Source organism: Mesorhizobium sp. M1217 (assembly GCF_040318275.1).
GTDB lineage: Bacteria > Pseudomonadota > Alphaproteobacteria > Rhizobiales > Rhizobiaceae > Mesorhizobium.
Map to the genome: position 1 here is coordinate 143796 of NZ_JAMYMA010000010.1, position 13149 is coordinate 156944.

The 13149-nt window shown below is 58.4% G+C and carries 10 protein-coding genes; 3 read left to right on the top strand and 7 right to left on the bottom strand.

Going from position 1 to position 13149, the window contains the following annotated elements:
• Positions 1-52 precede the first annotated feature (52 nt).
• The 4 genes from NKH37_RS18655 to NKH37_RS18670 all read right to left on the bottom strand — a co-directional run bounded on the left by NKH37_RS18655 (position 53) and on the right by NKH37_RS18670 (position 3709).
• On the bottom strand, positions 53-1057 hold the full coding sequence (locus NKH37_RS18655; protein ID WP_023718555.1) for an SDR family NAD(P)-dependent oxidoreductase: 1005 nt from the start codon (positions 1055-1057) through the stop codon (positions 53-55).
• 74 nt (positions 1058-1131) lie between these two features.
• Positions 1132-1806, bottom strand: a complete 675-nt coding sequence (locus tag NKH37_RS18660; protein WP_031193846.1) for a sugar transferase — start codon at positions 1804-1806, stop codon at positions 1132-1134.
• Positions 1803-2939 (bottom strand): DegT/DnrJ/EryC1/StrS family aminotransferase, encoded by a 1137-nt coding sequence (locus NKH37_RS18665; protein WP_353003661.1) that lies wholly within the window; start codon positions 2937-2939, stop codon positions 1803-1805. Before NKH37_RS18665 ends, NKH37_RS18660 begins: the two co-directional genes overlap by 4 nt.
• 47 nt (positions 2940-2986) lie before the next feature.
• Positions 2987-3709, bottom strand: a complete 723-nt coding sequence (locus NKH37_RS18670) for a nucleotidyltransferase family protein (protein ID WP_031193847.1) — start codon at positions 3707-3709, stop codon at positions 2987-2989.
• A gap of 511 nt (positions 3710-4220) precedes the next feature.
• On the opposite strand from NKH37_RS18670, the gene NKH37_RS18675 reads away from it, so the two are divergent.
• The gene (locus NKH37_RS18675) at positions 4221-4895 is read left to right on the top strand and encodes a LuxR C-terminal-related transcriptional regulator (RefSeq protein WP_352484593.1); all 675 of its coding nucleotides are present in this window, start codon (positions 4221-4223) and stop codon (positions 4893-4895) included.
• 182 nt (positions 4896-5077) lie between these two features.
• Here NKH37_RS18675 and NKH37_RS18680 read toward each other — a convergent pair whose 3' ends face one another.
• On the bottom strand, positions 5078-6817 hold the full coding sequence (locus NKH37_RS18680; RefSeq protein WP_352484592.1) for a sensor histidine kinase: 1740 nt from the start codon (positions 6815-6817) through the stop codon (positions 5078-5080).
• A gap of 289 nt (positions 6818-7106) precedes the next feature.
• On the opposite strand from NKH37_RS18680, the gene NKH37_RS18685 reads away from it, so the two are divergent.
• Together NKH37_RS18685 and NKH37_RS18690 are read left to right on the top strand one after the other, a co-directional pair.
• On the top strand, positions 7107-7817 hold the full coding sequence (locus tag NKH37_RS18685) for a helix-turn-helix transcriptional regulator (RefSeq protein ID WP_031193850.1): 711 nt from the start codon (positions 7107-7109) through the stop codon (positions 7815-7817).
• 305 nt (positions 7818-8122) lie between these two features.
• Positions 8123-9205 (top strand): NAD-dependent epimerase, encoded by a 1083-nt coding sequence (locus NKH37_RS18690; protein ID WP_352484612.1) that lies wholly within the window; start codon positions 8123-8125, stop codon positions 9203-9205.
• Between the two features lie 182 nt (positions 9206-9387).
• Here the strand turns inward: NKH37_RS18690 and NKH37_RS18695 are convergent, their stop codons facing one another.
• Both NKH37_RS18695 and NKH37_RS18700 read right to left on the bottom strand, forming a co-directional pair.
• A complete protein-coding gene (locus NKH37_RS18695; RefSeq protein ID WP_352639368.1) occupies positions 9388-10929 on the bottom strand; it encodes a lipopolysaccharide biosynthesis protein in 1542 nt (513 codons plus the stop codon).
• Positions 10926-13148, bottom strand: coding sequence for a GumC family protein (locus NKH37_RS18700; protein ID WP_352815148.1), 2223 nt, complete (start codon positions 13146-13148; stop codon positions 10926-10928). Before NKH37_RS18700 ends, NKH37_RS18695 begins: the two co-directional genes overlap by 4 nt.
• Position 13149 lies beyond the last annotated feature (1 nt).

Sequence of the window (13149 nt, forward strand, 5' to 3'; positions counted from 1 at the left end):
TTCTGGTTCGAATCCAGCGACAACGGCGGAGCCAATCCACCCAGGCGAAAGCTCATGTCATGTAACCCATCTCATGGCGCACCCGCCCTTCGCTGAGGCGTCCCTGCCACCATCCGATGGTCCGCTCCAACCCTTCGCGCAGGCTGGTCTGGGCGCGCCATCCAGTCTTGCTTTCGAGGAGCGAAGAATCAGCCAGCAAGGCACGCACCTCTGAATTCTGCGGCCGCAGGCGGCGCTCGTCGCGATGAATTGGTTTCTTGCAGCCACTCAACTCGACCACCAGATCCAATATGTCCGAGATCGTCACGGCGCGCTGGCTTCCGGCATTGTAGGCATGGCCAAATTCGAGCTCGGCCGAACCTGCGGTCAAAAACGCCGCCGCAGTGTCTTCCACGAAAGTAAGATCGCGGATCGGGCTGGTGTCTCCCACCATGATCGCCGAGCATTTCTTGTCGAGAGCCTGACGTATGATGGTCGGTACGATGGCCCGCTCGCTCTGGCGTGGGCCATACGTATTGAAGGGCCGCATGATGACCACGGGGACGTCGAACGATCTGGCGTACGACTCCGCCATCATGTCCGCACCGATCTTGGATGCCGAATATGGTGACTGTCCCTGCAACGGGTGTGATTCGCTGATGGGCATTGTCAGCGCGGTGCCATAAACCTCGCTTGTCGAGGTGTGCACCACCCGCTCCGTCTCCCATTGCCGCGCCGCTTCGAGGACGTTGACCGTGCCCAGGATGTTGGTTTCTACATAGGACTGGGCCGCGGCATACGAATATGGGATCGCGATCAGTGCGGCGAGATGAAACACCACCGCCTGGCCACGCACGATCCGGTTAAGGAACGCGCTGTCACGAACATCACCGCGGATGAGGTTCAGCTGGCTTCGAATGGTGTCCGGCAAATCGTCCAGCCAGCCGTGGCTGTCGAACGAATTGTAGAGAGCCAGCGCAGTGACGTCCGCGCCGCTACGGACGAGTGCTTCGGTGAGATGCGACCCGATGAACCCATCGGCACCGGTAACCAGAACTTTCCTGCCCTTGTATGCCATGACCCAAGCGTTCCCCCTATGACGTGAGGCACTGACTTTGCAAATCCACGAGAGCGCGGGTATTCCACCTGCTCTCACGTTCCGATCGGCGGCGGCGAAACGACGCCAAGCACCGCCAGCAAGCCGCGCACCATCCAGACGACATCAGAGACGATCGTGCGCTGCGGATAATAGGAAAGGTCGAGCCTGGCCTTGGCAGGAAACAGAACCTGGCGGTAGAACAATAGCGGGTCCACGGATCGCGGATAAAAATGCGCTTCATTCCGGAAGAGAACCTGGGCCGGACCCAACAAGCCTGGCTTGTATTGTAAAATGTCCTCAAAGCCCCCACGAAAACAATCGGCAAAGGCAAGGCTCTCCGGGCGTGGACCGATGATTGCCATCTCGCCTCTGAAGACATTCCATAGCTGCGGCAGCTCGTCGAATTTGGTGGCGGCGAGGAACCGCCCGATTGGCGTCATGCGGCTGTCATCGGCCATGGTCAGCGCCAGGCCACCGGGATCGCATCGCACTCTGAATTTGCGGAATTTGTACATGCGGAATGGGCGAGCACCGGCCCCGACGCGGGTCTGCGTAAAGAAGATTGGCCGACCGCCTTCCAGCAGCAGCGCCAGGGCAATCAGCAGCATCAGCGGAGCGAAGACGATCGCCGCGGCTGCAGCAATGACGAGATCGATTGCTCGTCTCACAGCCCCATGGGCGGCGCTCGAGACGTTAGGCCGGTGAATGGCTAGGTCCAGGGCATTCATGCGGCTGTTCCTGTCTGAGCGCAGTTATTGACCGCCGCGGCAAGAGCGACCACTACCGTTTCGACCAAAGGTGCGGTGATCTGCGGATGCAGCGGTACAGTGAGTTCGCGCTGGGCGAAATCTTCCGTGCGCGGTAACTGAGTACCGGGAATGAGCTCACGATAGAGCGTCATCTGGTGCACCGGCGGGTAGTGGATAGTGGTTTGTATCCCTTGCGCGCGCAGTGCGTCGATGACGTCTTGCCTGTCGGCGTAACGCGGCAAAAGGATAGGCATGATGTGGTAGGCCGACGTCCGCGGCTCGTGGAACGGGATGGTCACGGCCGGGCAATGCTTCGCGATGAGACGGCGATACAGCATCACTAGGATACGCCTGATCTCATTCCACTCCTGCAGATTTTGCAGCTGGACCAATCCGATCGCAGCCCGCAATTCATCCATGCGATAATTGAATCCGAGCATGGTGACATCATACTGCGGGGTGCGGCTGTTCAGCCTTTGACGTGTCCCGGTGGTCATCCCATGTCCACGCGCCTGGCGGATCGTCTCGAGCAGACCGGCATCCCTGGCAATCACCGCCCCGCCTTCCGCCGTGGTCATGTTCTTGTTGCCGTAGAAGCTGAAGGCGGCCGCGGCACCAAATGTCCCCACCTCCTTCAGGCCGGGCGCATGCGCCGCGTCCTCGACGATATGCAGCCCACGGGCACGGGCGAACTTCTGCCATTGTTCCCGATCGGCGAGGTAGCCGGCGAAATGGACGAGAATGACTGCCTTGGTGCGGGCCGTGCATTTCGCTTCGGCTTCCGCGATGGACATCAGCGGCACATCGACCGACTCGATGTCGACGAAAACGGGGGTCGCACCAACATAGAGGACCGCATTTGCGGTCGCCACGAAAGTCAAGGATGGGACCAGCACCTCGTCGCCCGGGCCGATACCAAGTGCGTGCAAAATGAGATGAAGCGCTGCGGTACAAGAACTGACCGCGACGCAATCCTCCGCACCATGCACGTCGGCAAAGGCTTGTTCGAAGGCTCGTACCTGCTCCCCCATGGTCAGCCAGCCGCTGTCGATGACCTTGGTCAAAGCAGTCTTCTCCGGCACACCCAAGATCGGGGCACTGACCAAGAGCATCACAACCTCCTAGACTGATAACTGTGGGAACCGCGCTGGTGACTTCATCATGCAGCCGTCGCAGTGACCTCGATCGAGGCCGACTGGTCTTCCCAGGAAATGGTCTGTGCGTTCTGAAAGTCGTCGACGCGCCCGATATCGAGCCAGAGACCTTCATGCTTGTACACGTGCACGGTTGTGCCGTTCTGCATCATCTGGAGCATCAGGTCGTCGAACCCAAAGGGTATGCCGGACGGGATGAACTGCAGAACGTCTGGATTCATGCAGTAAATCCCCATGCTGACCAGATGCGACAGCGTCGGTTTCTCGCGAAAGGTCTGCACGGTATTGTCGACTTCGTCGATGACGCCGAAATCCATCTTGATCAGGCGACAGGCTGTTGCGATCGTCACTGGATCGGTGTGCTTACGGTGCGCTGCTACAAATCGACTGAGGCTTAGATCCGTAAGGACATCGCCATTGAGAACGATGAATGGCTCCGTCAGTTCGTCCCTGATCAAAGACAATGGCCCGATGGTGCCCAGCGGCTCCATCTCCTGCGTGTATCGAATTTTCAGGTTCCACTGCGAGCCATCTCCACACACGGTGCGGATCAAGTGGCCGAGATACCCGGTTGTAATATAGACTTCCTGAATACCGTTGCGTCGCAACCATTTCAGAAGCATCTCGAGAACCGGCCGTGCGCCAATCGGCATGAGCGGCTTCGGCAAGATCGAAGTGAAGGGGCGGAGGCGTGTTCCCATTCCACCACATTGAATCACCGCTTTCATCCTGGTCCTCCCTTGTTCATTCGGCCTGAACGCCATCGTCACGGGCCGGTTATCCTACCCTGGTCAGCACCCGGGAAACGCGTTCTTGTCCCCTCAGAAGAACCGGTGAGATTTCCCGTAGAAGACCGGTGAGATTTCCCCACCGATCCCTGATCCGGACATTGCATCTGGATGGTATGTGGCCGTCGGGGTGGATGTCGTCGTGCATTCGAATGGTAACAATTCAGCCGTTTTGCTGTTCTATACCTACAGACCTATGGCAGTGCTGAACGACCAGCCGGTCTGTCAGCTTTCCAAGAGGTCAGAACACATGTTCGACGACGTTCGGCGGGTTTCGCTCACAAGGGGCAAAAAAAGAGGAGCGTTTCCCGTCATTTAAGATTATATTAGAAATCTGGCGTTTGCGGCGTTGGGGTGCCGCGGCGTCGGCTGGATGAATCGACGAGTGAATGGCTACGACTTTCAGGCCCATCACCGTTCAATCCATTCAGATACGCGTTGGGGTAGTTCAATGTATCGAATCGTCATCGCCGACGATCACGGCTTGTATCGTCGTGGCTTGCGATTGGCACTGACCGCAGGCATTCCAGGTGTGGAGATATTTGAAGCGTCTTGTTTCGACGCGGTGCTCAGTTTGCTGGCAGAGCAATCGTTCGTGGATCTTGCGATCCTGGACCTGAATATGCCGGGCCTGTTCAATCAGGAGGTGCTCGGCGGGATCCTGTCCGCCTATCCGGACACGCGATTTGCGATCGTTTCCGGAAACGATTCACGCTCGGAAATACTCACGGCTCTTTCGATCGGGCTTCACGGCTACATCGTAAAGTCGCAGACGGACGAAGAGGTCGTTTTGGCTGTCAATGAAATCCTCTCCGGCCGCATCTATGTTCCTGCACTTCTGTCACGCCCGGGTGCAACGCAAACAACCCACGCGCATACACACTCCGAGAAAGGCCCACAGCGACGTACCACAGGCCTCAACCTTGGCAGGCTGACCTCGAGGCAAAAGGAAGTCCTCAAGCTGATGGCGGAAGGCTATTCAAACAAGGAAATTGCTCGCGACCTGGAAATCGCAGAGGCGACCACGAAAATCCACGCTGCTGCGGTCCTGCGTGAGTTGGGGGTACGCAATCGGACAGAAGCTGCGGTTATGCTGAAGACATGGCTTTCGAGACATGCCAGCTAGAGCGCCGCGCGTCCTTTTGGACATGCAAACGGCGCCCAAGGTTTCATGCATATACTGCATATACCGAAACTGCGCTGCGGCCTTTGGCCAACGACATCCCTGGAAAAGAACCTAAGCGCATCTCCAAGGCCATTCAGCGCGACGCGTCTTTTAGGTATCTGCTTTTCGATCGGAGCACTGCACTAGGATCCGATTTCCTTGCGTGACAGCCGCAGCGAATACCGCAACCCGTGGTCAGTCATTTCCAGTTTGGGAGAGTGACCGACAAGCGGCGCTCCATCTACTCCGATTATCATGGAACCGAAGCCATGACGGACTACGCTCGAGGTCCGCCGCCGTCCCGATTCCACCCACTCGAACACGATCTCACTGCCTGTGTCTTCAGGTGCAAATGTCCAGCTTACGTCGATCCGGCCTTTTGGATCGCCAAGCGCTCCATATTTCATGGAATTGGTGGCAAGCTCGTGGACGATCATTGCAAAACTCTCGGCGGCCCCTCCCGACATCACCACGGAAGGACCGCTGACCGATATGGCGCGTGTTCCCATATATGGTTGCAACTCTTGAGCAACGAGATCGTTTAGCGCCCCCGATACGCTGCCGTTGCGTGAAAGAAGCAGATGGGTTGCCTCGAGCGCGCGTATCCGGTCGATCAGCATTTCCTTGTATTTGGCAACATTGTTTCCAGGAACATCGACCATTTTCACGAGCGCCGTGATCACCGCGAAAACGTTGCCGAACCTGTGGCGTTGTTCGAGCATAATGCGCTCCCGCTTCTTTGCCGCGGCGCGCAGCAGCGTGGTTTGTCGTCTCTCGCTCAGGTCGGCAGCCACTCCAAGCCGCTGTCCTCCATCACCCTGTCTTTCCTCCCTTCCGCGCAGGGCAACCCAGCGGATATGCCCGTCGGGTCGGCGGACGCGTATCTCAACATCGTAATTCATGACCGATGATGCGGACTTGCTCGATGCCGCCAGCTTTGGCCAGTCCGCCGGATGAACGACAGCTGATAGTTCCTCCAAACTGCGGCTATTGGCCTGGGCCAAGCCGAGAACGTCCCAGAACGTGTCCGAGCCTGTGACTGTCCCGTCTTTAAGGTCGATCCGCCACGTGGCCAAGCGTCCAGCAGACAGAGCGAGGTCTAGCCATTCCTTCTGAGCCCGAAGCGCTTCGTGAACAGCTCGTCGTTCCGAAATATCGTCGACCACCACGAAGATGCTCTCCGAGAGTCCCCCCTCGGGCACGGACGAAGAAAGCGTTAGCCTGGCCCAGAATGCCGTACCGTCCTTTCTTAAAAGACGGACCTCCGAAACGAACGAAGCAATGTCGTTGCCTAGGCTCGCCAACAATTGCGCCAAGGTGTCCCGGTCGTTCGGGTGGGCGAGCGTATCGAGCTGCAATTGGGCAAGCTCCTCCTCCTTGTACCCGGTCATCTCACAAAGGCGTCTGTTGGATTGCAGCAACTCACCTTTCTCGTTGGTGTTCGCGAATCCCATGGCAGCACGTTCGAAGGCCCAACGATAGCGGCTTTCGGTCGCCTCGACGGCAGCGAGCCTGGCCTCCGCGACTTCTAGCAGCTCACGCAAGTCCTGCCGCAGGCGATGGAACGTCATGGCAATCACCCCACCCGAAACCAGAAGCAGGATTGCGCGTGCCCAATCGCCATTTGAAATCTGATCGTATCCTCGCGCCCAAAGGCCGACCGCCACCATCAGAATGGTCGCAGCGAGCGCAGGCACACGATCTTCGAGATAAGCGATAATAATAATAGCCGGAACAAATTCCAGAAAACTGGCGCCTTGCCCAATATAGGCTGACGATTTTATTTCAAATATCAGCGTGGCAGCTAGTACGGATGCAGAGGCAATATGAGTTAGCAATCTGCCCGACGGGTTCGAATTCGACCTGCGCGACTGCGAGCTCATGGACACAGACTACAACCTTCTGACTAGCCCGTCGAGACTAGAGCAAAAAACGTACAGCTTAGTACCACTGCCGGATTGCCATACCGCTATCATAGCGCGCATTTTATCGGATGCAGCAGGGGCTATGAGCTGCCTTAGAACTGTCAGATCATATTGAGTTTTCAAGGTGGTGATGAACACGTTATCCGTCAGCGCATAGAAGACTAGAATCCATCTAAACATAAAAGATTATCCGAATCCCGAATACTTATTTTCGGGCCTGTGTGAAACTTTGGGTTAGGGGTAGAAAATGAATCTGATCGATAGACATGTTGATGCTTCTTCGGGCGGTAGGTACATTGCTACGAGGACCAAGTACGATTTTGACGCGCGGAATACGCGACCCTCTTCTGGTCACCTTCCCGATCGCGCATCGGATCCATTGGACGCAAGGCTCGGGGAACCAAAAGGCCGCAGTCTGGAATCCATAACCGGCGTGCTTGATCGCATTGGCTGTGGCTATCTCGTGCTGAATCGCGAAAGAAAAGTAGTCGAGTGGAACGCAGCCGCCCAAACCACGCTTGAGCGCCAGGGCGAAGCGGCTGACACGGCGAGCGGGCTTACGGCCGCCCTAAGGCGGCTGATCGCGAATGTTCCGGGCCAATTCCTGCCGGGCTCGTTATCCTGGGTGGTAATCCGCAGCAGGGGCGACCGGCCGGTGATACTGAACGAGAACGGAGTTATTGCTCCCGACGGAACGAGCATCGTGGCGTTGCTGGACCGGGACAACAGGTCGGGGCCAAATCCTCGCACGTTGCAAAGAATGTTTGGCTTGACGAGCGCAGAAACGCACCTCGCCTTGCGTTTGGCTCAGGGCGACGCACCTTTGGAGATCGCTCGCAGCTGGCGTCTCAGCCGCACCACGATCCGTTCCCAGCTTGCCTCGCTGTTCGCCAAGACCGAAACGAAACGCCAGGCGGAACTGGTGGCCCTTCTTGGGCGTATTTCGGTCCTGCCATAAGGGCCCGCCACTTAAATGCAATCGCCGGACGTCGGCGTCCGCCCGGGATCCAGACGACGCAATTTGGAGTGTCATGATTTGGCAGGTCGTGCATCGCGTTGCGCGGTTCGTGGCACCGACGTTGCCTGAACTCCACCAGGTTCGATGCGCTGACGTAAATATCGGAAGCTGGAATCTCGGACCGGCAATTCGGTACTGTCGAATGGAATTCGAAAGGCGACAAGTTGGACAACGATCTATGCAGCGAGTCTGTCCTTGCCGCAACGGAGAAGGTGGAAATCGCCCGATCGCGTTCGGATCAAGCGGTGAAGAGACTTGCACGGACAGGACCGATCGTCGTCACCGGCGCAGCAGGTTTCATTGGTTTTCACGTGGCCTCGCGGCTTTTGCGTCTGGGTGTCAAAGTCGTGGGCGTCGACAATTTCACACCCTATTACGATCTGCGGCTCAAGGAAGCGCGGTTTGCACGCCTCTGTAGCGAGGCGGAGTTCACGCCGATACGAATGGATCTGGCGGATGCCGCGCGCGTTCAGTTGCTGTTTTCAAACGTTCGCCCCTCACACTTTGTCCATCTCGCGGCTCAGGCCGGCGTGCGTCATTCAATTGTTGACCCGCACGCCTACGTGCAATCGAACATAGTGGGGTTTCTAAACGTCCTTGAGGGCTGCCGGCATTACGGCGTCAGTCATCTCGTCTACGCCTCCTCGAGCTCCGTCTACGGCTTAAATCGAACCATACCGTTTTCCGAGCACCACGGCGCCGATCATCCCGTCAGCTTCTACGCCGCCACCAAGCGTTCGAATGAATTCATGGCGCATTCCTACAGCCATTTGTTCGACCTGCCCGTGACGGGACTGCGCTTCTTTACCGTTTATGGCCCCTGGGGCAGGCCCGACATGGCAGTCTATTTGTTCACGCGCGCGATCATCGAGGGCAAGCCAATCGAAGTAGCCAATGCCGGCCGCGTCTGGCGAGACTTCACCTATATCGACGATATCGCTGAGGGCGTGGTTCGGGCACTCGCTGCACCGCCGCGGCCCGATCCGAATTGGGACCCTTGCACCGCCGACCCTGCTACAAGTTCCGCGCCGTGTCGCGTCTACAATATCGGCAACGACCGGCCCGAGGAAATCAACCGGCTGATTTCGATCATCGAGACCGCCCTTGACAGCCGGGCGCTTCGCGTGGATGTGCCGTTGCCGCCTGGCGACGTTCTGGAGACGCGCGCCGACGTCAGCGATCTCCGCAAGGCCGTCGGCTTCGCCCCGGCGACACCGCTTGAGGACGGAGTGCAACGCTTTGTCGAATGGTACCGGGACTTTCATGGAACGGATGCCGCGGTCAGCATACGGCAACAAACGTCGGTGAATGATGAGGCCACAGTGTAGGCCGCGCCTTGTCGGGCAACGATCTGCCACTCGGCAAATTTGAGATTTCGCATTTTTTTCGGACAGAGAATAAAGCGAGTGTCGGCCCCAAAGCCGCCCCCGCCAGCCTCTATCCGACACAATCTTGGACTCGAAATTCCTGAACGCTGATGCCGTCGAGTATCGGGCGCGATAACATCAGATCAGCGCAGGAACCAATGAGGCGGCTGGCCTTCGACTGCGCGCGTTCTGAGCGACGCCAGCGCAAAGATCAGCCCAGGGATAATTTTCAGCCGTTTGCTGATATAAATCGACATCGCCACATTCCAAATCGCCAACGCAAGCGCGAGGCCCACTGCGGCGCCCGGCGCGCCGTAGAGCGCAATTCCTGCGGCACAGCCCATGATGCTGGCCGCGGCGCCGGCGATCATGGTTGCGGCTGCCGCCCATTCGTTTCCAGTCATCATCAAGAGGAGCATCTGGGGTCCGCATAGCGCGACAAAGACATATCCGAGAATGAGTATCCGCGCGACGGGTGCCGCTGTACTGAAATCTCCGCCGAACCAGCTCAACAGAGGTTCAATAATCGCAAGCATCGGGATGGCCATCGCTATGGCGCCGCCAGAGGAAAGTAGGGCGGCCCGTGAAAACAGCTGCTGCAGAGCCATCCGATCGCCTCGGGCATGAAGGGCGGCCGCTGTCGGCGCAAACATCGTCGAGACAGCGACCAGGGAAAGGCTCACAAGCAATGCGACGTTCAATCCCAAGGCGAAAATGCCCGCTTCGCGAATGTGATGCGTCCAGCCCAGCACCATGACCCCGGCCCGGCTGATGAAAACATCGAGCCCGGCCATGAGCATCATTGGCGGAACCGCGGACCACCATTCCCGCGACTCGTCGCCTGGCTGAACCTGCCGCAAGCCGGGCGGCTGAAATTTTGCCGCCATGATGAACACCAGGCCGACCGTGATGGCTGAACTTGCCAGCACCGCCTGCATCACCAGGGGTGCGTTGGGGGTCCATGATCCGGATAAGACCGCCATTCCCAGCAACGTCAACAATAGGCCGTCGCGCACGATGCGTTCCGGCATGAGGGCCGAGACACCGCCGCCGAAAGCACGAACAAGTGTTGCGCCCAACGCGTAGGCGGTGACCAAAGGCACTGCTGCCATGCCTAGCAGCTGGCTGGTTTGAAGCTCCTTGTGAGAAGAATCCGAAAAGAACAAGACCAAGGCGGCGCCAATGATGCCGAATAGTGTCGCTGCCGCCAGCGACCTTTGCAGAGCAAACCTGATTACCCCGTGTACCAGGTCAAGCCGCCCTTTGGCACTGTAGGCGGAGACGAAACGCAGCAAGGATACATGGAACCCAAGCGTTGCAAGATAGGCAAGCACCGAGGTCCAGGCCAGAACATAGGAGTAGATGCCATAGCTGGTGGAGCCAACGATGCGCGCAATCAATAACTGCGCCAAGCTGGTCAAGCCCGCACCCCCGATATAGACCAAAAGAGCGAAGATGCTGGCATAGCCGAGACCCCGGCCCGTGTCCTCCTCGTGCGGCAAAACCATATTTGCTGGAGCAACGGAGGCCGCAGGGAAGCGGGCGAGCTTCGGATCGCTGCAATCGTCGATGTCTCTTGCGCCGGCGGGCCCAGCTCCGGTCTGCGAACTCTTCGATATTATCTTCCGCTCGACAGACTGACTGCCGCGACGGTCGTTACGCGGAAGCCCGCATGTGACACTCATGATGTTCTCTCGAGCAAGAGATCTGCGCTGTCCCCAAACCGATAGCCAGCGTGTTTCTGTAGATTGACGTGCGTGAGAACGCTGCCTACGGGGACCTGAGCCGTCTCGTCCTCCGTCAGCAGCTGCAGAACACCGCGCGCGATGCTGCGACGCGTTCTGCCCCAGCGAACGGCGAACAGAACCGCGTCAGCCCAGCCCGTCAGTAGCCTGGCCTCAGGTCCTCCAAGTCCCAGCGGTCCATTTATAATGACGACGCTGTAGATTGAGCGCAGCTCATCTGTGACCAGGGATCCGTCGATCATGGACAGCTGCGGCAGCAGATCCTCTGATGGTGCCAGCGCCATGAAGTCGATTCCAATTTCAGGCATTCCCGTGACCGCGTCGTGCAGGGGACAACGGTCGTTCATATAGTCTCCAAAGGATTTATGCGGCCGGAGCGCGCCGAATTCGTTCAGGAACTCGTTCGTGAGGCGGGCCCCCGTGCTGTCAAGATCGAGAAAAAGCACTCGTCCCCCAAGTCGGGTAGCTGCCAACGCCAAGCTCCATGCAAGCTCGGTCTTGCCATCATGCCGGATACTGGACGTTACGAGGATGACGTGCGAAGCGCGGCCCCTCGCCTTGTTGAGTGTCACGGTGACGAGGAGGGAAGTGATGGCTCGGCTGTAGCTGGACTTTCGTTGGCCAAGAACCAGCTGCTGAAGTCGTTTCGCGTGTATTGTGGGCGCTTCCGGTATCAGCCCCAGGCATGGGACCCTGAGCGCGGCTTCAGCTTCGGCCTCGCCGCACAAGGTCTGATTGAGGCGGCTGCGGACCATCACGAAGATCCCGCCAATGAGACCAAACACGATCATGCCGGGCGGAATAAGGAAGATGGGCGGCAGGGTTTTTGGATTCGTCGGCGGCCACGCCGCTGAAAGGATCGAGACTCCGGGCAAGGGGGTTGCGATACGCTGCACCAGATCCTGTTGTTGCGTGAGTAGCTGGTTGTATCGCTGCGTCAAGATGCTGACCTGCGGCTCGAGCGCACGCAAGCCGGAAAGCCGGCCGGCTGTGTCGGCCACCACCGCATCAAGCACATTCTTGCGCCCCTCCAGAGCCGCAATCTGGGCACGGTAGATGTTCGCCTCCGCAGCAATGCGATCAGTGCCTTGTTCGATCTCGCGGTTGATTGCAGTACTCAGGCCCGCATCCGCATTGTCGTTGGCTTGGCGAGCCGCCATGTCGGCCAGTACCGGTGACCCGATCGCTTCGGCGAGCGTCGCGACCGATGCTCCTTCCTTTCGCAAAGCCTCGATGTGTTGAAGGCGAGATTCCGTTGCGGAGAGATCCGCCTTCGACAAAGATATCTGCTGGCTGAGCTCGGCTGTCTCCTTGGCAGCGTTGTCCGCCGCACCTTGATCGACCGCGCCATGGCTCAGCCGATACTTTTCCAGGCGGTCGGTTGCTTTCGCCAAGTCGCTTTGTACGACCGGTAGGCTAGCGACGATCGAGGCGAGTTCCAGTCTGTCTGACGCCCTGCGCTTCTGTGCGAGATCGTCGATGTATACTTGGACGAACGTATTGGCCACAAGGGCGGCTCGCGCCGGATCGTTGTCGGTGAAGCCGACCGTGATCACTCTTGATCGCAGTTCCTGTCCAACCCTCATGCCCTTCCGTAATGCCTTGAGTTCGTCTTCATCGGCGGCCGCCGGCTTGCCCTGCGGCCAAATGCTTTCCAGCAGACCGGCTGCGAAGGTGCGTATGTTCTGCAAGTCGCCGCCGGCCGGAGCGGGGCGTGAATTTCCGGTTACGACATCCCCTTGCTCAGCAATGTTACCAACCTCCGTCTTGCGCAGGGCTGCCACCACGCGACGCAGATGCCCCTGCGAAGAGAGCATGGTTAAGTGGTCATCAATGCTCGCATCCAGCATCTCCTGCGCAGAATCTGCGCCTCCGGGAGCCGCATTCCTGCCAGGAGCATCGACAATCACCTGTGCGGTCGACTCGAACAGGACGGGACGCGCAAAACCCGCAAGCCCAGCCAACACACCGCCCAAAATCACCATTGCAAGCAGGAACCATTTTCTCCTCGCGACGGTAATAAGGAGTTGATGGAAGGGGGTCTGCGCGTCGATCTGTTCGCGCAGGAATGGCCTCATGCGCGGGTTGATCTCGCGCGTCGGCACGTGCATTTCAGTGGCGCGCGGAAGGTGAATGCGGCTGACTATGGAACCTTCCATC

What these genes read in the sequence shown, in the direction of transcription:
- NKH37_RS18655 (WP_023718555.1), bottom strand. Translation starts at nt 1,057, where the DNA reads ATGGCATACAAGGGCAGGAAAGTTCTGGTTACCGGTGCCGATGGGTTC.
- NKH37_RS18660 (WP_031193846.1), bottom strand. Translation starts at nt 1,806, where the DNA reads ATGAATGCCCTGGACCTAGCCATTCACCGGCCTAACGTCTCGAGCGCC.
- NKH37_RS18665 (WP_353003661.1), bottom strand. Translation starts at nt 2,939, where the DNA reads ATGCTCTTGGTCAGTGCCCCGATCTTGGGTGTGCCGGAGAAGACTGCT.
- NKH37_RS18670 (WP_031193847.1), bottom strand. Translation starts at nt 3,709, where the DNA reads ATGAAAGCGGTGATTCAATGTGGTGGAATGGGAACACGCCTCCGCCCC.
- NKH37_RS18675 (WP_352484593.1), top strand. Translation starts at nt 4,221, where the DNA reads ATGTATCGAATCGTCATCGCCGACGATCACGGCTTGTATCGTCGTGGC.
- NKH37_RS18680 (WP_352484592.1), bottom strand. Translation starts at nt 6,817, where the DNA reads ATGAGCTCGCAGTCGCGCAGGTCGAATTCGAACCCGTCGGGCAGATTG.
- NKH37_RS18685 (WP_031193850.1), top strand. Translation starts at nt 7,107, where the DNA reads ATGAATCTGATCGATAGACATGTTGATGCTTCTTCGGGCGGTAGGTAC.
- NKH37_RS18695 (WP_352639368.1), bottom strand. Translation starts at nt 10,929, where the DNA reads ATGAGTGTCACATGCGGGCTTCCGCGTAACGACCGTCGCGGCAGTCAG.
- NKH37_RS18700 (WP_352815148.1), bottom strand. Translation starts at nt 13,148, where the DNA reads ATGGAAGGTTCCATAGTCAGCCGCATTCACCTTCCGCGCGCCACTGAA.